Here is a 19,920-nt window from a genome sequence, read left to right as displayed (position 1 = left end):
GCATCAGCTGGCTTTTATATTCAGGGACAGGTATTACGCCTTGTTCTGACGCCACCATTCCGCCAGCAGGACGCCGGTCGCCACAGAGACGTTCAGGCTTTCGACATTGCCGGTACCATCGATGGCGACGCTGAGGTCCGCGCTGGAGATGGCTGCATCCGACAGGCCATCGCGCTCCTGGCCTAACACCAGCACCATTTTCTTCGGCAGCTCGGCTTTAAACAGCGGGGTACCATTATGGCTGGAGGTCGAGACAATCGCGTAGCCCGCCTGACGGAACTGATCCAGAGTATCGATGAAGCTGTCGCCGGTGATCGGTTCAACATGTTCCGCACCGCCTTCCGCCGTACGGATCGCCGCGCCGGACTCCAGCACGCCGGCATCCTGAACCACAACACCCTTCACGCCGAAGTGCGCGCAGCTGCGCATGATCGCCCCGAGGTTGTGCGGGTTACCCACGTCCTCCAGCGCCAGAACGCAATCTTCTTCTGCGGCCTTCGCGACCCACTGGGCAACAGAGGTACCGTGGCGTTTTTTGATCAGGAAGCAGACGCCGCCGTGGTGATCGGTCCCGGAGGCTTTCGCCAGCTCGGCTTCATCAACCACATGATAGGCTTTACGGTTAGCCGCCATCCAGCGCAGCGCCTCTTTAAAGCGCGGCGTCACACTCTGGATAAACCAGGCGCGGACAATGGCTTCCGGGCGGCTCTGGAACAGGGCCTGACAGGCGTTTTCACCATACACGCGGGTCTCTTCCGCACGCTGGCGACGCAGTACTTCCGGATCGATAAAGCTCTTCCCGCTGATCCCGCCATGATCCTCTTTTACCGGCGTCTCATCGCCAGGAGCGCGAGAAACGGTACGCCACGGGGACGCATCGTCACGATTAAAATCATCGCGCTTGCGCTCATCACGCTTGCGGTCATCGCGTTTACGATCGTCACCGCGGCTGTTTCGTTCGTCACGCGCAGGGCGGCTGCGGCCGTCAACACGAGATTTTCCTGGACGACCTCCCCCTTTCCCGGTACGTGGGTTATGGGTGCGTTTGTCAGAATCATCATCACTGCGGACATACATCACTTTGACCTTGCCGCTTTTATTTTTCAGTTCGTCGCTCATCAATTTTCTCCACCTGCGCTGCGCGAAGCGCGCAGATTACCCGATGTGTCATCGCTTCGCCATGATTTCGTTTAAAAGACGGCCTCTATTGCACTCATCGAACAAAACGCATTGTCCTTAAATAACACTTAATCGATAATATGTAACATCACAGAAACATATCGGCCACGTGCCACGTTGCAACCCATAACCAGAGGTTAGTTATGAATACCGTTTGTGCCAGTTGTCAGGCTCTGAACCGCCTCCCGGACGATCGTAGCGCGGATGGCGCAAAGTGCGGACGCTGCGGTCACGATCTTTTTGATGGCGACGTCATCAACGCGACCGGGGCAACGCTGGATAAACTCTTAAAGGACGATCTGCCGGTCGTTGTCGATTTCTGGGCGCCATGGTGCGGTCCCTGCCGCAGCTTCGCGCCGATCTTTGAAGACGTCGCGGAAGAGCGTAGCGGGAAGATGCGTTTTGTGAAAGTTAACACCGAAGCGGAACGTGAGCTTAGCGCACGGTTTCGTATCCGCAGCATCCCGACCATCATGATGTTCAAAAATGGCGAAGTGATCGACATGCTTAATGGCGCGGTGCCAAAAGCGCCATTTGATAGCTGGCTGAACGAAGCCGGACAGCAGTAATCCTTCCGGGGCACCGCTTGTGCCCCGTTTTCGCCTCTGCGACAATAGCGTTTTTCACTAGCGACTCCCATGACTGATAACGCTGTCCTTCGCCTGCGCGCCGAACGTCTCGCGCGAGCCACCCGCCCTTTCCTTGCTCGCGGCAACCGCATCCGCCGCTGCCAGCGCTGTCTGCTGCCGCTCAAGCAGTGCCTGTGCGCCACGTTAACGCCGGCGCAGGCCACCAGTCGTTTCTGCCTGGTGATGTTTGATACGGAGCCGATGAAGCCCAGCAACACCGGCCGGCTCATCGCCGATATTCTGCCGAATACCGAGGCTTATCAATGGTCGAGAACCGAGCCGCCGCAGGGGCTGCTCGATCTGGTCGCCCATCCCGATTACCAGCCGATGGTGGTGTTCCCCGCCTCCTACGCCGCACCGGAGCGCCAGGTCCTGAGCGCGCCGCCGTCCGGCAAACCGCCGCTGTTTATCATGCTCGACGGCACCTGGACCGAAGCGCGTAAAATGTTCCGTAAGAGCCCTTATCTGGACGCGCTGCCGATCATCTCCGTCGATCTGTCGCGCATCTCAGCCTACCATCTGCGCGAGGCGCACGCCGACGGACAATATTGTACCGCGGAAGTGGCCATCGCCCTGCTGGATCTGGCGGGCGATGCGCCGGCCGCCGCAGCGCTTGGCGAACACTTCACCCGCTTCCGGACCCGCTACCTGGCGGGAAAAACCCAGCATAAGGGCAGTATCACAGCGGGCCAGGCGGAAAACGTTTAAAATCATTCGGTCACTGGGATGAAAGGAGACCGGTATGAGCCAACGAGGCCTGGAAGCGCTGCTGCGACCAAAATCCATCGCCGTTATTGGCGCATCAATGAAGCCGCAGCGCGCTGGCTATCTCATGATGCGCAACCTGCTAGCCGGCGGCTTCAATGGCCCGGTACTGCCGGTGACCCCCGCCTGGAAGGCGGTGCTTGGGGTGCTGGCGTGGCCCACCATTGAGAAGCTGCCGTTTACGCCGGATCTGGCGGTGCTTTGTACCAACGCGCGACGTAATCTCGAGTTGCTCGAAGCCCTGGGGCAGAAAGGCTGCAAGACCTGCATCATCCTCTCTTCGCAGCCGGAACAGTATCCGGCGCTGCTCGAATGCGCTGCGCGCTATCAGATGCGCCTGCTCGGCCCAAACAGCCTGGGGCTGCTGGCGCCGTGGCAAGGCCTGAACGCCAGCTTTTCGCCGGTCGCGATCCACCGCGGTAAACTGGCCTTTATCTCGCAGTCGGCCGCCGTCTCCAACACCATCCTTGACTGGGCGCAACAGCGCGAGATGGGGTTTTCCTACTTCATCGCGCTGGGCGATAGCCTGGATATAGATGTCGATGACCTGTTGGACTTTCTGGCCCGCGACAGCAAAACCAGCGCCATTTTGCTTTACCTTGAGCATCTCAGCGACGCGCGCCGGTTTGTCTCCGCCGCGCGCAGCGCCTCGCGAAACAAGCCAATCCTGGTGATCAAAAGCGGCCGTAGTCCCGCGGCGCAGAAACTGTTGCACGTCAATTCAGGGATGGATCCGGCATGGGATGCGGCCATCCAGCGTGCTGGTCTGCTGCGGGTCCAGGATACCCATGAGCTGTTCTCCGCCGTAGAAACCCTGAGCCATATGCGCCCGCTGCGCGGTGAAAAACTGATGATCGTCAGCAACGGCGCGGCGCCGGCGGCGCTGGCGCTGGATGAGCTTTGGTTGCGTAACGGTAAGCTGGCGACCCTCAGCGAGGAGACGCGCGGCGCCCTGCGCCAGGCGCTGCCGGGCGGCGTTGAGATCGCCAACCCACTGGATCTACGCGATGACGCCAGCAGCGAACACTATCAGCGGGCGGTGAACATTCTGCTTAACAGTCAGGACTACGACGCGCTGCTGGTGATCCACTCGCCCAGCGCCGCCGCGCCGGGCACCGAGAGCGCCCTGGCGCTGATAGACGCCCTGAAGCACCATCCGCGTGGCAAATATGTCACCGTGCTGACCAACTGGTGCGGCGAATTCTCTTCCCAGGAGGCGCGACGGCTGTTCAGCGATGCCGGCCTTCCCACCTACCGTACGCCGGAGGGCACCATCACCGCCTTTATGCATATGGTCGAGTACCGCCGTAACCAGAAACAGCTGCGCGAGACTCCAGTGCTGCCGGACTCGTTAACCGCCAATACCAGCGAAGCGCATGCTCTGCTCCAGCAAGCGATAGATGACGGCGCCACTACGCTGGATACCCACGAGGTCAGCCCGGTGCTCCGGGCCTACGGTATCCACACACTGCCAACCTGGATCGCCGCTGACAGCGCGGAAGCGGTGCATATCGCTGAGCAGATAGGCTATCCGGTTGCGTTGAAGCTGCGTTCCCCGGATATTCCGCACAAATCAGAAGTACAGGGGGTTATGTTGTATCTGCGTACCGCGGCAGAAGTACAGCAGGCAGCGGATGCGATGATCGATCGCGTCAGGCTGGCCTGGCCCCAGGCGCGCATTCATGGCCTGCTGGTGCAGAGTATGGCCAATCGCGCCGGCGCCCAGGAGCTGAGAGTGGTGGTTGAGCACGATCCCCTCTTCGGCCCGTTGATTATGCTGGGCGAAGGCGGCGTGGAGTGGCGGGCCGAGGACCAGGCCGCTGTGGCGCTGCCGCCGCTGAATATGAACCTGGCGCGTTATCTGGTGATCCAGGCGATCAAAAATAAGAAGATCCGCGGCCGCAGCGCATTGCGACCGCTGGATATCGCAGGCTTAAGCCAGCTGCTGGTTCAGGTCTCGAACCTGATCGTCGACTGCCCGGAGATCCAGCGACTGGATATTCACCCCCTGCTCGCCTCCGGCAACGAGTTTACGGCGCTGGACGTTACCCTGGGGCTTGCTCCCTTTAGCGGCGACAGTGAAAGCCGTCTCGCTATTCGTCCCTATCCGCACCAGCTGGAGGAGTGGGTGGTGATGAAAAATGGCGATCGCTGTCTGTTCCGGCCGATCCTTCCGGAAGATGAACCGCAGTTGCTCGCGTTTATCGCTCAGGTCACCAAAGAAGATCTCTATTATCGCTATTTTAGTGAGATCAACGAATTTACCCATGACGACTTAGCCAATATGACCCAGATCGACTACGATCGAGAAATGGCGTTCGTCGCCGTCAGGACCACCGCGGAACAGAGCGAGATCCTCGGCGTGACGCGGGCGATCTCCGACCCTGACAATATTGATGCCGAGTTTGCTGTGCTGGTCCGTTCAGATTTGAAAGGGTTAGGCCTGGGGCGAAGGCTGCTGGAAAAGCTGATCGCCTATACGCAAAGCCATGGCCTGCAACGGCTGAATGGGATTACGATGCCGAATAACCGAGGCATGATCGGCCTCGCCAGAAAGCTGGGATTCACCGTTGATATTCAGCTGGAAGATGGGATTGTCAGTCTGTCGCTGCCCCTGAATCAGGGATAATCGCGCGACGCTGACCGCAATTGTTGACCACATTAGCGGGTAGTAATGGTATTATTGCCCGCTTACGTCGTCTGCATGGTACAGAAGACCCTTCAATAAACAGAGAAGAAACGCACTGTGATGTTGTCAAAATTTAAGCGTAATAAACATCAACAACACCTTGCCCAACTCCCTAAGCTTTCTCAGTCAGTTGATGATGTAGAGTTCTTTTACGCCCCTGCGGATTTCAGGGAAGCGTTACTGACCCGGATTGCCAACGCCACTCAGCGTATATGCATTATTGCGCTCTACCTGGAGCAAGATGATGGCGGAAAAGGAATTTTGCAGGCCCTTTATGACGCCAAACGTCAGCGTCCGCAACTGGATGTTCGCGTCCTCGTTGACTGGCACCGCGCTCAACGTGGCCGTATCGGCGCCGCCGCCTCCAACACCAATGCTGACTGGTATTGTCGGATGGCCAATGAAAATCCGGGCGTAGAGATCCCCGTTTACGGCGTGCCGATTAACACCCGGGAGGCGCTCGGCGTTCTCCATTTCAAAGGCTTTATTATCGATGACTGCGTCCTCTACAGCGGCGCCAGCCTGAACGATGTTTATCTGCATCAGCATGATAAGTACCGCTATGACCGCTATCAGTGCATCCGTAACGGCAAAATGGCGGACGTCATGTTCGACTGGGTCGACAATAATCTGGTTCAGGGACGCGGCGTGAATCGTCTCGACAGACCGGATCGGCCAAAAAGTCCGGAAATCAAAAACGATATTCGCCAGTACCGTCAGGAGCTGCGCGACCGCAGCTACCATTTTGTCGGCACCGCCGGTGACGAAGAACTCTCCGTCACCCCGCTGGTAGGCCTGGGGAAATCCAGCCTGCTGAACAAAACTATCTTTCACCTGATGCCCTGTGCCGAGCACAAGTTAACGATCTGCACCCCCTACTTCAACCTTCCTGCCGTGCTGGTAAGAAATATCATCCAGCTGCTGCGCGACGGTAAACAGGTGGAGATTATTGTCGGCGATAAAACCGCTAACGATTTCTATATTCCGGAAGATCAGCCGTTTAAAATCATCGGCGCGCTTCCTTATCTGTATGAGATCAACCTGCGGCGTTTCCTCAGCCGGCTGCAGTATTATGTGAATACCGATCAGCTGATCGTCCGCCTGTGGAAGGATGACGATAACAGCTACCACCTGAAGGGCATGTGGGTTGACGACGAGTGGATGCTGCTCACCGGCAACAACCTTAACCCGCGCGCCTGGCGACTCGATCTGGAAAATGCCATTTTGATCCACGATCCAAAGCAGCAGCTGGGAGCCATGCGGGAGAAAGAGCTGAAGCTCATCCGCACCCACACCACGGTGGTGAAACATTATCGGGATCTGCAAAGTATTGCCGACTATCCGGTGAAAGTGCGTAAACTGATCCGCCGACTGCGGCGGATCCGCATTGACCGGCTGATCAGCCGTATTCTCTGACAATCAGCCCCGCCTCGACGGGGCTTTTTTCTGGAAGCGCTATGCGTACGATAATCGTGATTGCTTCGCTGATGTTAACGGGCTGCAGCCACATGGCAAATGATGCATGGTCCGGTCAGGACAAAGCCCAGCATTTTCTGGCCTCGGCGATGCTGTCTGCCGCCGGCAATGAATATGCGCAACATCAGGGTTACAGCCGGGACCGCAGCGCTGCTATCGGCCTGATGTTTTCCGTCAGCCTCGGCGCCTCAAAAGAGCTTTGGGACAGCCGCCCGGCAGGCAGCGGCTGGAGCTGGAAGGATTTCGCCTGGGATGTAGCCGGCGCGACCACCGGCTACGCTGTTTGGCAACTGGCGCACCAGTAACGGCTAAAGACGCAGGCCTTTGCCTTTGCGATGCAGCATCAGGGAGACCAGGAAGGCGATGGCCGCCATCACCGTCACGTACCAGTAGAACGCGTGCTCTATCCCCGCCGATTTCAGCGACAGCGCGACATATTCCGCCGAGCCGCCAAACAGGGCATTCGCGACGGCATAGGACAGCCCTACCCCAAGCGCGCGAACCTGCGCCGGGAACATCTCGGCCTTCAGGATGCCGCTGATCGAGGTATAGAAACTGACAATCAGCAAGGCGCAGATCACCAGGCCGAAGGCAGCATAGGGTGAGCTCACTTTTTGCAAGGCGCTCAGGATAGGCACGGTAAATAATGTCGCCAGCACGCCAAAGCACAGCATGGAGGTACGGCGGCCAACTTTATCCGAAAAGGCGCCGAACAGCGGTTGAACCAGCATATAAACGAACAGCGCCGCGGTCATGATCACGCTGGCGGTGCTGGCCGTCATGCCCGCCGTGTTGACCAGATACTTTTGCATATAGGTAGTAAAGGTATAGAAGGTCAGCGATCCGGCGGCAGTAAAGCCCAACACCATCACGAAAGCCCGGCGATTACGCCACAACCCTTTAAATGAGCCAGCCTCTTTCAGCGCCCGGGTCTCCTGCTTCGAGGTTTCGTCCAGCTGGCGACGCAGCCACAGCGCGACGATAGCCAGTACTGCCCCGAGAGCAAAAGGAATACGCCATCCCCAGGCATGCAAATCTTCGTCGCTCAGCACCTGCTGGAGCGCCACGACCACTAATACCGCCAGCAGTTGACCGCCAATTAACGTGACGTACTGGAAAGAGGCATAGAAGCCTTTCTTTCCTTCAATCGCCACTTCACTCATATAGGTCGCGCTGGTGCCATATTCTCCACCGACCGACAGCCCCTGAAACAGACGGGCCAACAGCAGCAGCGCCGGAGCCCAGGTGCCGATGACCGCGTAGCCCGGCAGGCAGGCAATCACCAGTGAACCAAAGCACATCATACAGACCGAAATAAGCATGGAAGCTTTACGTCCGCGGCGGTCGGCGATCCGACCAAACAGCCACCCACCGATAGGACGCATCAGAAATCCGGCGGCGAATACGCCTGCCGTTTGTAAAAGTTGAGTGGTGGTATTTCCGGAGGGAAAGAAGATATGGGCAAAATAGAGCGAGCAGAATGAGTAGACATAAAAATCAAACCACTCAACCAGATTTCCCGAGGAAGCGCCAACAATTGCCCAAATACGACGACGGGTATCGGCCTGCTCCGGCGCGGCCCGTTCGGTAATGCTACTCTCTGTCATTGTTATATTGCTCCAGCAAAGACTGCAGTCTGTCTTGTCGGGCGTACCACGTCACGCAGACAAATTAGTTAGTAAACTAAATGTTATATAATTGTTATATCTTTATATGTGATTGCATTCACATTTTTTTTCGCAAGCACGGTTTTCGCGATCAACGCCAGCGCAGAGGCAAGGAAAAAGTGGATTATGGCGAAGGGTTTGCCATGACGGGGTTTTATGTTGCTTTGAATGAAGATAATGGTGCGGGTATGGCGGGATTTTCCCCGGAGGCGGTGCTGCGCACCTTGTCCGGGCTACGGATCCGTAGCCCCGGTAAGCGCAGCGCCACCGGGGGAGGCATACACCACACAGCAAAAAACCCCGCACCTTTCGGGACGGGGTTCTTTTTAAACGCAAAAACAAAAAGCCCGGTCTTTCGACCGGGCTTTCTGCTTTATTTGATGCCTGGCAGTTTATGGCGGGCGTCCTGCCCGCCACCCTCCGGGCCGTTGCTGCGCAACGTTCAAATCCGCTCCCGGCGGATTTGTCCTCCTCCGGAGAGCGCTCACCGACAGACAACAGACAAAACAAAGAGCCCGGTCTTTCGACTGGGCTTTCTGCTTTATTTGATGCCTGGCAGTTCCCTACTCTCACATGGGGAGACCCCACACTACCATCGGCGCTACGGCGTTTCACTTCTGAGTTCGGCATGGGGTCAGGTGGGACCACCGCGCTAGTGCCGCCAGGCAAATTCTGTTTTATCAACACGTCCTGCGGACGCATCGACTAATCTGTATCGAAGCTGAAAATCTTCTCTCAAATCCGCCAAAACATCTTCGGCGTTGTAAGGTTAAGCCTCACGGTTCATTAGTACCGGTTAGCTCAACGCATCGCTGCGCTTACACACCCGGCCTATCAACGTCGTCGTCTTCAACGTTCCTTCAGGAGACTTAAAGTCTCAGGGAGAACTCATCTCGGGGCAAGTTTCGTGCTTAGATGCTTTCAGCACTTATCTCTTCCGCATTTAGCTACCGGGCAGTGCCATTGGCATGACAACCCGAACACCAGTGATGCGTCCACTCCGGTCCTCTCGTACTAGGAGCAGCCCCCCTCAATTCTCCAGCGCCCACGGCAGATAGGGACCGAACTGTCTCACGACGTTCTAAACCCAGCTCGCGTACCACTTTAAATGGCGAACAGCCATACCCTTGGGACCTACTTCAGCCCCAGGATGTGATGAGCCGACATCGAGGTGCCAAACACCGCCGTCGATATGAACTCTTGGGCGGTATCAGCCTGTTATCCCCGGAGTACCTTTTATCCGTTGAGCGATGGCCCTTCCATTCAGAACCACCGGATCACTATGACCTGCTTTCGCACCTGCTCGCGCCGTCACGCTCGCAGTCAAGCTAGCTTATGCCATTGCACTAACCTCCTGATGTCCGACCAGGATTAGCTAACCTTCGTGCTCCTCCGTTACGCTTTGGGAGGAGACCGCCCCAGTCAAACTACCCACCAGACACTGTCCGCAACCCCGATTAGGGGCCTACGTTAGAACATCAAACATTAAAGGGTGGTATTTCAAGGTTGGCTCCACGCAGACTGGCGTCCACGCTTCAAAGCCTCCCACCTATCCTACACATCAAGGCTCAATGTTCAGTGTCAAGCTATAGTAAAGGTTCACGGGGTCTTTCCGTCTTGCCGCGGGTACACTGCATCTTCACAGCGAGTTCAATTTCACTGAGTCTCGGGTGGAGACAGCCTGGCCATCATTACGCCATTCGTGCAGGTCGGAACTTACCCGACAAGGAATTTCGCTACCTTAGGACCGTTATAGTTACGGCCGCCGTTTACCGGGGCTTCGATCAAGAGCTTCTCCTTACGGATAACCCCATCAATTAACCTTCCGGCACCGGGCAGGCGTCACACCGTATACGTCCACTTTCGTGTTTGCACAGTGCTGTGTTTTTAATAAACAGTTGCAGCCAGCTGGTATCTTCGACTGGTCTCAGCTCCATCCGCAGGGACTTCACCTACACACCAGCGTGCCTTCTCCCGAAGTTACGGCACCATTTTGCCTAGTTCCTTCACCCGAGTTCTCTCAAGCGCCTTGGTATTCTCTACCTGACCACCTGTGTCGGTTTGGGGTACGATTTGATGTTACCTGATGCTTAGAGGCTTTTCCTGGAAGCAGGGCATTTGTTACTTCAGTACCGTAGTACCTCGTCATCACACCTCAGCCTTGATTATCCGGATTTGCCTGGATAATCAGCCTACATGCTTAAACCGGGACAACCGTCGCCCGGCTAACATAGCCTTCTCCGTCCCCCCTTCGCAGTAACACCAAGTACAGGAATATTAACCTGTTTCCCATCGACTACGCCTTTCGGCCTCGCCTTAGGGGTCGACTCACCCTGCCCCGATTAACGTTGGACAGGAACCCTTGGTCTTCCGGCGAGCGGGCTTTTCACCCGCTTTATCGTTACTTATGTCAGCATTCGCACTTCTGATACCTCCAGCAACCCTCACAGGTCACCTTCGCAGGCTTACAGAACGCTCCCCTACCCAACAACACATCGTGTCGCTGCCGCAGCTTCGGTGCATGGTTTAGCCCCGTTACATCTTCCGCGCAGGCCGACTCGACCAGTGAGCTATTACGCTTTCTTTAAATGATGGCTGCTTCTAAGCCAACATCCTGGCTGTCTGTGCCTTCCCACATCGTTTCCCACTTAACCATGACTTTGGGACCTTAGCTGGCGGTCTGGGTTGTTTCCCTCTTCACGACGGACGTTAGCACCCGCCGTGTGTCTCCCGTGATAACATTCTTCGGTATTCGTAGTTTGCATCGGGTTGGTAAGTCGGGATGACCCCCTAGCCGAAACAGTGCTCTACCCCCGAAGATGAGTTCACGAGGCGCTACCTAAATAGCTTTCGGGGAGAACCAGCTATCTCCCGGTTTGATTGGCCTTTCACCCCCAGCCACAAGTCATCCGCTAATTTTTCAACATTAGTCGGTTCGGTCCTCCAGTTAGTGTTACCCAACCTTCAACCTGCCCATGGCTAGATCACCGGGTTTCGGGTCTATACCCTGCAACTTAACGCCCAGTTAAGACTCGGTTTCCCTGCGGCTCCCCTATACGGTTAACCTTGCTACAGAATATAAGTCGCTGACCCATTATACAAAAGGTACGCAGTCACACCCGAAGGTGCTCCCACTGCTTGTACGTACACGGTTTCAGGTTCTTTTTCACTCCCCTCGCCGGGGTTCTTTTCGCCTTTCCCTCACGGTACTGGTTCACTATCGGTCAGTCAGGAGTATTTAGCCTTGGAGGATGGTCCCCCCATATTCAGACAGGATACCACGTGTCCCGCCCTACTCTTCGAGTTCACAACCTGTGCATTTTGGTGTACGGGACTATCACCCTGTACCGTCGGACTTTCCAGACCGTTCCACTAACACACAAGCTGATTCAGACTCTGGGCTGCTCCCCGTTCGCTCGCCGCTACTGGGGGAATCTCGGTTGATTTCTTTTCCTCGGGGTACTTAGATGTTTCAGTTCCCCCGGTTCGCCTCGTTAACCTATGTATTCAGTTAACGATAGTGCAACGAATTGCACTGGGTTTCCCCATTCGGACATCGCCGGCTATAACGGTTCATATCACCTTACCGACGCTTTTCGCAGATTAGCACGTCCTTCATCGCCTCTGACTGCCAGGGCATCCACCGTGTACGCTTAGTCGCTTAACCTCACAACCCGAAGATGTCTTCAGATTGCGAAAATTTGAGAGACTCGAACACACTTAAACAGTGTGTCGTTTCAATTTTCAGCTTGATCCAGATTTTTAAAGAGCAAATATCTCAAACATCACCCGAAGATGAGTTTTGAGATATATCGGCACGCGTCTTTCACTCACGAACCAGCAAGTGGCGTCCCCTAGGGGATTCGAACCCCTGTTACCGCCGTGAAAGGGCGGTGTCCTGGGCCTCTAGACGAAGGGGACACTGAAGTCTCAATCGCAAGACGCCTTGCTTCTCTACTTTCATCAGACAATCTGTGTGAGCACTACAAAGGCAGGTTCTTTAAGGTAAGGAGGTGATCCAACCGCAGGTTCCCCTACGGTTACCTTGTTACGACTTCACCCCAGTCATGAATCACAAAGTGGTAAGCGCCCTCCCGAAGGTTAAGCTACCTACTTCTTTTGCAACCCACTCCCATGGTGTGACGGGCGGTGTGTACAAGGCCCGGGAACGTATTCACCGTAGCATTCTGATCTACGATTACTAGCGATTCCGACTTCATGGAGTCGAGTTGCAGACTCCAATCCGGACTACGACATACTTTATGAGGTCCGCTTACTCTCGCGAGGTCGCTTCTCTTTGTATATGCCATTGTAGCACGTGTGTAGCCCTGGTCGTAAGGGCCATGATGACTTGACGTCATCCCCACCTTCCTCCAGTTTATCACTGGCAGTCTCCTTTGAGTTCCCGGCCTAACCGCTGGCAACAAAGGATAAGGGTTGCGCTCGTTGCGGGACTTAACCCAACATTTCACAACACGAGCTGACGACAGCCATGCAGCACCTGTCTCACAGTTCCCGAAGGCACCAAAGCATCTCTGCTAAGTTCTGTGGATGTCAAGACCAGGTAAGGTTCTTCGCGTTGCATCGAATTAAACCACATGCTCCACCGCTTGTGCGGGCCCCCGTCAATTCATTTGAGTTTTAACCTTGCGGCCGTACTCCCCAGGCGGTCGATTTAACGCGTTAGCTCCGGAAGCCACGCCTCAAGGGCACAACCTCCAAATCGACATCGTTTACGGCGTGGACTACCAGGGTATCTAATCCTGTTTGCTCCCCACGCTTTCGCACCTGAGCGTCAGTCTTTGTCCAGGGGGCCGCCTTCGCCACCGGTATTCCTCCAGATCTCTACGCATTTCACCGCTACACCTGGAATTCTACCCCCCTCTACAAGACTCTAGCCTGCCAGTTTCGAATGCAGTTCCCAGGTTGAGCCCGGGGATTTCACATCCGACTTGACAGACCGCCTGCGTGCGCTTTACGCCCAGTAATTCCGATTAACGCTTGCACCCTCCGTATTACCGCGGCTGCTGGCACGGAGTTAGCCGGTGCTTCTTCTGCGGGTAACGTCAATCGACAAGGTTATTAACCTTGTCGCCTTCCTCCCCGCTGAAAGTGCTTTACAACCCGAAGGCCTTCTTCACACACGCGGCATGGCTGCATCAGGCTTGCGCCCATTGTGCAATATTCCCCACTGCTGCCTCCCGTAGGAGTCTGGACCGTGTCTCAGTTCCAGTGTGGCTGGTCATCCTCTCAGACCAGCTAGGGATCGTCGCCTAGGTGAGCCGTTACCCCACCTACTAGCTAATCCCATCTGGGCACATCTGATGGCATGAGGCCCGAAGGTCCCCCACTTTGGTCTTGCGACATTATGCGGTATTAGCTACCGTTTCCAGTAGTTATCCCCCTCCATCAGGCAGTTTCCCAGACATTACTCACCCGTCCGCCGCTCGTCACCCGAGAGCAAGCTCTCTGTGCTACCGCTCGACTTGCATGTGTTAGGCCTGCCGCCAGCGTTCAATCTGAGCCATGATCAAACTCTTCAATTTAAGTTTGATGCTCAAAGAATTAAACTTCGTAATGAATTACGTGTTCACTCTTGAGACTTGGTATTCATTTTTCGTCCGGGGACGTTAAGAATCCATGTCACTTTGAGTGCCCACACAGATTGTCTGATAAATTGTTAAAGAGCAGTTGCGACGCGCTTTAGCGCTCTGTCGCGAGGTCCCGTATAATACGTTTTCCTCATTCAGAGTCAAGCGCTTATTTTGCTTTTCTCTGTCGGTTTTCAACGTTGCTTTCGCTGTTGAATCCTGCTGTCCCGGCGGCTTGCTTGCCGTTGTTCCGTGTCAGTGGAGGCGCATTATAGGGGGTAATTCTGAAGTGACAAGGATAAATTCAAAAAAAGAATTCAACCGCTCACTTTTCAACCAAATCAGGTATTGAGCTTTAATTCTTGCCTGGTTTTTAAACAAAAACGAGCCCGCTGGGCCCGTTTTTGTCGTTTTGTGACTTACTGCACTGCCACGATACGGTCGTCTTTCACTACCAGCTCGACGGTTTTACCCGGAATCAGCTCACCAGAAAGGATCTGCTGGGCTAACGGGTTCTCAATCTGCTGCTGAATAGCGCGTTTCAGTGGCCGCGCGCCGTATACCGGATCGTACCCGTTGGCGCTTAGCAGCTTCAGCGCCTCATCGGACATCCGCACTTCATATCCGCGCTCTTCCAGACGTTTATACAGACGCTGCAGCTGGATCTGGGCAATAGAAGCAATGTGTTTCTCACCCAGCGGATGGAAGACCACCACTTCATCGATACGGTTGATGAACTCAGGACGGAAGTTCTGGCTGACCACTCCCAGCACCAGGTCTTTCATATGTCCGTAATCCAGCTCGCCGAACCGTTCCTGAATCAGATCGGAACCGAGGTTCGAGGTCATGATGACCACCGTATTACGGAAGTCGACCGTTCTCCCCTGCCCATCAGTGAGGCGCCCGTCGTCGAGTACCTGCAGCAGGATGTTGAACACATCCGGGTGCGCTTTTTCCACTTCATCCAGCAGGATGACGGAATAAGGACGACGGCGCACCGCCTCGGTCAGGTAACCGCCCTCTTCATAACCGACGTATCCCGGAGGCGCACCGACCAGACGCGAGACGGAGTGTTTCTCCATAAACTCGGACATATCGATGCGCACCATCGCGTCGTCGCTGTCGAACATAAAGTTAGCCAGCGTTTTACACAGCTCGGTTTTACCGACCCCGGTCGGACCAAGGAACAGGAATGAACCAATCGGTCGGTTCGGATCGGATAGCCCAGCGCGGCTGCGGCGAATCGCGTTAGATACCGCTTCAACCGCCTCATCCTGGCCAATTACCCGGTGATGCAGTTCCTGCTCCATACGCAGCAGTTTGTCACGCTCGCTTTCCATCATGCGGGAGACAGGGATACCGGTCCAGCGGGCCAGCACTTCGGCGATTTCAGCATCCGTCACTTTATTACGCAGCAGACGCATGGTTTTCCCTTCGGACTGAGTGGCTGCCGCCAGCTGTTTCTCCAGTTCCGGAATTTTGCCGTACTGCAGCTCAGACATCCGCGCCAGGTCACCGACGCGACGCGCCTGTTCGATGGCGATTTTCGCCTGCTCCAGCTCGGCTTTGATGGTCTGAGTGCCGGAGAGGGACGCTTTTTCCGCTTTCCACTCTTCTTCCAGCACCGAGTACTGCCGTTCTTTATCCGCCAGCTCCTCGTTGAGCATATCAAGACGCTTCAGACTCGCCTCATCAGACTCTTTCTTCAGCGCCTGCTGCTCCAGTTTCAACTGGATGATACGGCGATCGAGACGGTCCAGCTCTTCCGGCTTCGAGTCGATCTGCATACGGATGCTGGACGCCGCCTCATCGATAAGGTCGATGGCTTTATCCGGCAGCTGACGGTCGGCAATGTAACGATGCGACAAGGTCGCCGCCGCCACGATTGCCGGGTCAGTGATCTGCACGTGGTGGTGCAGTTCATAACGTTCTTTCAGGCCGCGCAGAATAGCGATGGTATCTTCTACCGATGGCTCGGCGACGAACACTTTCTGGAAGCGGCGCTCCAGCGCAGCGTCTTTTTCAATGTACTGACGGTATTCGTCAAGCGTCGTCGCCCCGACGCAGTGCAGTTCACCACGCGCCAGCGCCGGCTTGAGCATGTTGCCTGCATCCATCGCGCCATCGGCTTTACCCGCGCCAACCATGGTATGCAGTTCATCGATAAACAGAATGACGTTGCCTTCCTGTTTCGACAGGTCGGTCAGCACGCCTTTCAGACGCTCTTCAAACTCACCGCGGTACTTCGCCCCGGCCACCAGCGCGCCCATATCCAGCGCCAGCACCCGGCGGCCTTTCAGCCCTTCCGGCACTTCGCCGTTGACGATACGCTGCGCCAGGCCTTCGACGATAGCGGTTTTACCCACCCCGGGTTCACCAATCAGCACCGGATTGTTTTTGGTACGGCGCTGCAGTACCTGAATGGTACGGCGGATCTCTTCATCACGGCCGATAACCGGGTCCAGCTTGCCCTGCTCGGCACGCTCGGTGAGATCGACGGTAAATTTCTTCAATGCCTGACGTTGGTCTTCGGCACCCTGATCGTTCACGCTTTCACCTCCGCGCATTTGTTCAATCGCCTGGGTCACGTTGGCGGTTGTTGCTCCGGCGGATTTTAAAAGGTCGGTCAGCGTACCGCGTGATTCAAGCGCCGCCAGAACAAACAGTTCTGACGAAATAAAATTGTCCTTTTTCTTTTGCGCCAGCTTGTCGCAAAGGTTCAGGATCCGCACTAAATCCTGAGAAGGTTGTACATCGCCGCCGGTGCCTTCCACCTGCGGTAAACGGCTCAGAGCCTGTTCGATGTCAGTGCGCAGTTTCCCGGCATTCACGCCCGCCGAGGTTAATAAAGGACGTACCGATCCCCCTTCCTGATTCAGCAAGGCGCTCATTAAATGAAGAGGTTCGATGAATTGGTTGTCGTGCCCGAGTGCGAGCGACTGGGCATCGGCAAGAGCAAGCTGGAATTTATTGGTAAGACGATCCAGACGCATAACTCCTCCCATAACAGGTCAAATTTGCTACTGGAGATTAAATGAGGTCATCCCTCAATTATTCAAGGTTAAAGACCTGAACTATGCGAAAAATAAGTTTGCCTTCTGGATCGTCTTGATTCTCTAGGTTATATCAGCCAAATGAAACTTGCCATACGACCGGTGGTCTTGTCGCGCCGGTAAGAGAAAAAATCATCCTTTTCGCTTAGCGTGCAGCGATCGCCGCCGAAAATCTGCTCAACGCCGACGTTTGCCAGACGCTGCCGAGCCAGTTGGTAGATATCAGCAAAATATTTTTCGCCTGCCGGACGAAAAGCACGGTGCGCATTCTCATCCTTCGCCATAAAAGCGTCGCGAACTTCTGGCCCCACCTCAAACGCCTGCGGACCGATGGCGGGCCCCAGCCACGCCATAATGTTTTCGGCTTTATCGGCGAAACGGGCGACCGTCTCTTCCAGAACCCCTTCGCATAAGCCGCGCCATCCCGCATGCGCCGCAGCGACTTCGGTACCCGCGCGGTTACAGAACAGGACCGGCAGGCAGTCAGCGGTCATCACCGCGCAGACAGTCCCTGGCGTACGGCTATAAGAGGCATCCGCGCGTTTCGACGGATAGGGTCCGCCGTCCAGCGTGAGCACATCGGTACCATGAACCTGCTCCAGCCAAACCGGGTAAGACGGCAAGCCGCCGGCGGCAAACATCCGCCGCCGGTTTTCTTCGACATGCTGCAGATTGTCGCCGCAATGGGCGCCCAGATTGAGCGAGTCATAGGGCGGCAGACTCACGCCGCCGATGCGGGTAGAACTACAGGCCGCCACGCTGCCGGGCATTGGCCACTGCGGTACAATCAGTTTAGTCATAACCAGTCAATATCGTCCTTATGGGCTTCAAAATCGGCGCGCATCGCCTCGATGAGCTCGACCATATCTTGTGGGATGGGCGCATGCCACTCCATTTCAATACCGGTAATCGGATGGTACAGACGCAGCATGGTGGCGTGCAGCGCCTGGCGGTCGAATTTACGCAGCGCGGTGATGAATTCCTCCGACGCGCCCTTCGGCGGACGCGGCCGGCCGCCATACACCTGGTCGCCTACCAGCGGATGGGTAATATGCGACATATGCACGCGGATCTGATGCGTACGCCCGGTTTCCAGACGCAGGCGCAGACGGGTATGAATGCGGAAATGTTCCATAATGCGGTAGTGGGTCACCGCCGGCTTGCCCATAGGGTGCACCGCCATATGGGTACGCTTGGTCGGGTGACGGCTGATCGGCTCTTCCACCGTACCGCCGGCGGTCATATGACCGATCGCCACCGCTTCGTACTCACGGGTGATCTCGCGCAGCTGCAGCGACTCCACCAGCCGGGTTTGCGCTGGAATGGTTTTCGCCACCACCATCAGACCGGTGGTGTCTTTATCCAGACGGTGGACGATACCCGCACGCGGCACATCGGCAATAGGCGGATAGTAGTGCAGCAGCGCATTCAGCACAGTACCGTCGGGGTTGCCCGCGCCAGGATGTACAACCAGATCGCGCGGTTTGTTGATCACGAGGATGTCGTCATCTTCGTAAACGATATTGAGCGGAATATCCTGCGGCTGGAAGCGCGCCTCTTCTTCGATTTCCACATCGATAGCGATGCGTTCTCCCCCCAGCACTTTTTCTTTCGGTTTATCGCCAATGGCGCCATTGACTAATACGCGTTGGTCGAGGATCCATTCTTTTATCCGCGATCGCGAATAATCAGGGAACAATTCGGCCAAAGCCTGATCTAAGCGTTGACCGAGTTGATTTTCGGTCACCGTTGCGGTGAGTTGTACTCGTTGTGCCATATACAGCTTCTTCGTTTAACGTTGGGTTTTACGGCTTTGCCGTTTAATATAGTGTGCTATTGTAGCTGGTCTTAATCGGGAGCAGGAACAGAGATTCTCCCGCATAAACATTTTGAGGAAGTCAAAACGTCATGACGCGCATGAAATACCTGGTGGCAGCCGCCACACTGAGCCTGGCTTTGGTGGGTTGCTCCGGCTCTAAGGAAGAGGTGCCTGATAATCCGCCGAATGAAATCTACGCGACCGCCCAGCAAAAACTGCAGGACGGTAACTGGAAACAGGCGATAACGCAACTGGAAGCGTTGGATAACCGTTATCCATTCGGCCCTTATTCCCAACAGGTACAGCTGGATCTGATTTATGCGTATTACAAAAACGCCGATCTGCCGCTGGCTCAGGCCGCCATCGATCGCTTCATGCGCTTGAACCCCACCCATCCGAACATCGACTACGTCATCTATATGCGCGGCCTGACCAACATGGCTCTGGATGACAGCGCCCTGCAGGGCTTCTTCGGCGTCGATCGTTCCGACCGCGATCCGCAGCACGCGCGCGATGCCTTCAATGACTTCTCCAAACTGGTACGTGGTTACCCGAACAGCCAGTATGCCACTGACGCCTATAAGCGCATGGTGTTCCTGAAAGATCGCCTGGCGAAGTATGAGCTGTCGGTGGTGGATTACTACACCGACCGCGGCGCATGGGTTGCCGTCGTTAACCGCGTGGAAGGTATGATGCGTAACTATCCGGATACCCAGGCCACCCGCGATGCCCTGCCGAAGATGGAAAACGCCTATCGTCAAATGCAGATGAACGCTCAGGCGGACAAAGTCGCGAAGATTATCGCCGCGAACAGCAAGAACACCTGAGCCTGATTCATAGATCGCAAACGGCAGCCTCTGGCTGCCGTTTTTTTATCCATTATCCTGGCTAGCTGAAGCGGTTTAGCGCCGGGTTAACTCATCAAATATGGCCTGCTTTGTCGGGTTCGACAAGTAAAATCTCATCTCTTCCTGCCCTGTCTCACAAAATGAATTCATTGACAAAAAGTGACAATAAAATGTGATTTAGATCACACATTTTGACATTGGGAA

General features: G+C 55.6%; 11 protein-coding genes, 1 tRNA gene and 3 rRNA genes. 6 read left to right on the top strand and 9 right to left on the bottom strand.

The annotated features are described in order from the left end of the window. Window positions 1-33: 33 nt before the first annotated feature. On the bottom strand, window positions 34-1,119 hold the full coding sequence (locus LGM20_RS06310) for a tRNA/rRNA methyltransferase (RefSeq protein WP_023290674.1): 1,086 nt from the start codon (window positions 1,117-1,119) through the stop codon (window positions 34-36). A gap of 203 nt (window positions 1,120-1,322) precedes the next feature. Here LGM20_RS06310 and trxC point away from each other — a divergent pair, with 203 nt between their 5' ends. The 5 genes from trxC (at window position 1,323) to LGM20_RS06285 (ending at window position 7,043) form a co-directional block, all read left to right on the top strand. After that, entirely contained in the window at window positions 1,323-1,748 is a 426-nt protein-coding gene (gene trxC, locus LGM20_RS06305; protein WP_002914091.1) for a thioredoxin TrxC, read from the top strand. A gap of 69 nt (window positions 1,749-1,817) precedes the next feature. Then, complete coding sequence (gene tapT, locus LGM20_RS06300; protein WP_044524370.1) at window positions 1,818-2,516, top strand: tRNA-uridine aminocarboxypropyltransferase; 699 nt, start codon at window positions 1,818-1,820, stop codon at window positions 2,514-2,516. Window positions 2,517-2,550: 34 nt separating this feature from the next. Beyond that, the gene (locus LGM20_RS06295; protein ID WP_044524371.1) at window positions 2,551-5,202 is read left to right on the top strand and encodes a bifunctional acetate--CoA ligase family protein/GNAT family N-acetyltransferase; all 2,652 of its coding nucleotides are present in this window, start codon (window positions 2,551-2,553) and stop codon (window positions 5,200-5,202) included. Window positions 5,203-5,322: 120 nt separating this feature from the next. Then, window positions 5,323-6,678, top strand: coding sequence for a CDP-diacylglycerol--serine O-phosphatidyltransferase (gene pssA, locus LGM20_RS06290; RefSeq protein ID WP_023290677.1), 1,356 nt, complete (start codon window positions 5,323-5,325; stop codon window positions 6,676-6,678). 41 nt (window positions 6,679-6,719) lie between these two features. After that, a complete protein-coding gene (locus tag LGM20_RS06285; protein WP_004201811.1) occupies window positions 6,720-7,043 on the top strand; it encodes a YfiM family lipoprotein in 324 nt (107 codons plus the stop codon). 3 nt (window positions 7,044-7,046) lie between these two features. Here the strand turns inward: LGM20_RS06285 and LGM20_RS06280 are convergent, their stop codons facing one another. From LGM20_RS06280 to rluD, 8 genes are all read right to left on the bottom strand, one after another. Beyond that, window positions 7,047-8,345, bottom strand: a complete 1,299-nt coding sequence (locus tag LGM20_RS06280) for an MFS transporter (RefSeq protein ID WP_023290679.1) — start codon at window positions 8,343-8,345, stop codon at window positions 7,047-7,049. 610 nt (window positions 8,346-8,955) lie between these two features. Continuing rightward, window positions 8,956-9,071, bottom strand: a 5S ribosomal RNA gene (gene rrf, locus LGM20_RS06275). Between the two features lie 99 nt (window positions 9,072-9,170). Beyond that, window positions 9,171-12,072, bottom strand: a 23S ribosomal RNA gene (locus LGM20_RS06270). Window positions 12,073-12,250: 178 nt separating this feature from the next. Then, window positions 12,251-12,326: transfer RNA gene (locus LGM20_RS06265), tRNA-Glu, on the bottom strand. A gap of 85 nt (window positions 12,327-12,411) precedes the next feature. Next, window positions 12,412-13,951, bottom strand: a 16S ribosomal RNA gene (locus LGM20_RS06260). Together the 16S, 23S and 5S rRNA genes with 1 tRNA gene alongside form the textbook arrangement of a ribosomal RNA operon. Before the next feature lie 464 nt (window positions 13,952-14,415). Next, the gene (clpB, locus tag LGM20_RS06255) at window positions 14,416-16,989 is read right to left on the bottom strand and encodes an ATP-dependent chaperone ClpB (RefSeq protein ID WP_004206837.1); all 2,574 of its coding nucleotides are present in this window, start codon (window positions 16,987-16,989) and stop codon (window positions 14,416-14,418) included. Window positions 16,990-17,117: 128 nt separating this feature from the next. After that, on the bottom strand, window positions 17,118-17,849 hold the full coding sequence (gene yfiH / locus LGM20_RS06250) for a purine nucleoside phosphorylase YfiH (RefSeq protein ID WP_023290680.1): 732 nt from the start codon (window positions 17,847-17,849) through the stop codon (window positions 17,118-17,120). After that, a complete protein-coding gene (gene rluD / locus LGM20_RS06245) occupies window positions 17,846-18,826 on the bottom strand; it encodes a 23S rRNA pseudouridine(1911/1915/1917) synthase RluD (RefSeq protein ID WP_023290681.1) in 981 nt (326 codons plus the stop codon). Before rluD ends, yfiH begins: the two co-directional genes overlap by 4 nt. Window positions 18,827-18,957: 131 nt before the next feature. Here rluD and bamD point away from each other — a divergent pair, with 131 nt between their 5' ends. Then, a complete protein-coding gene (gene bamD, locus LGM20_RS06240; protein ID WP_004145664.1) occupies window positions 18,958-19,695 on the top strand; it encodes an outer membrane protein assembly factor BamD in 738 nt (245 codons plus the stop codon). The last annotated feature ends 225 nt before the right edge of the window (window positions 19,696-19,920 follow it).

It is taken from the genome of Klebsiella quasipneumoniae subsp. quasipneumoniae (assembly GCF_020525925.1).
GTDB classification, from domain to species: Bacteria; Pseudomonadota; Gammaproteobacteria; order Enterobacterales; family Enterobacteriaceae; genus Klebsiella; species Klebsiella quasipneumoniae.
This window is presented reverse-complemented; position numbering and strand designations above follow the sequence as displayed.